Here is a 374-nt window from a genome sequence, read left to right on the forward strand (position 1 = left end):
CGAAGAAGCCCTTGAGGGCGAACTGGAAGCTCACATAGACCAAACTCCAGAGCCGTACCGCAAGAATGGTAAAGGTAGAAAACGGGTCAAAACACCTGTAGGCAATATAGAGATTGCCACCCCACGTGATCGCAACGGCACCTTTGAGCCGGAGATCATACCCAAGCGGCACAAGACCCTGGGAGTTGACCTGGACCGCCAAATCATAGCCCTTTACGCCCGCGGTGCCTCTTATGCAGACATCCGCGATCACCTCATGGACATGTATGGGCTGGAGGCTTCTCCTGCCACCATCAGCCGCGTTACAGATAAGATACTGCCGCTCATCTCTGAGTGGCGCAACAGGCCACTGGAAGCCGTTTACCCCTTTGTGT

1 protein-coding gene is annotated in these 374 nt (G+C 54.8%); it reads left to right on the forward strand.

Annotated elements, in window-relative coordinates:
- Positions 1 to 374, forward strand: a 374-nt coding sequence (locus BUE76_RS21955) for a transposase (protein WP_173702670.1), incomplete at both ends; no start/stop codon positions are given.

It is taken from the genome of Cnuella takakiae, assembly GCF_001953305.1.
In the GTDB taxonomy this organism is placed as follows: domain Bacteria; phylum Bacteroidota; class Bacteroidia; order Chitinophagales; family Chitinophagaceae; genus Flavisolibacter; species Flavisolibacter takakiae.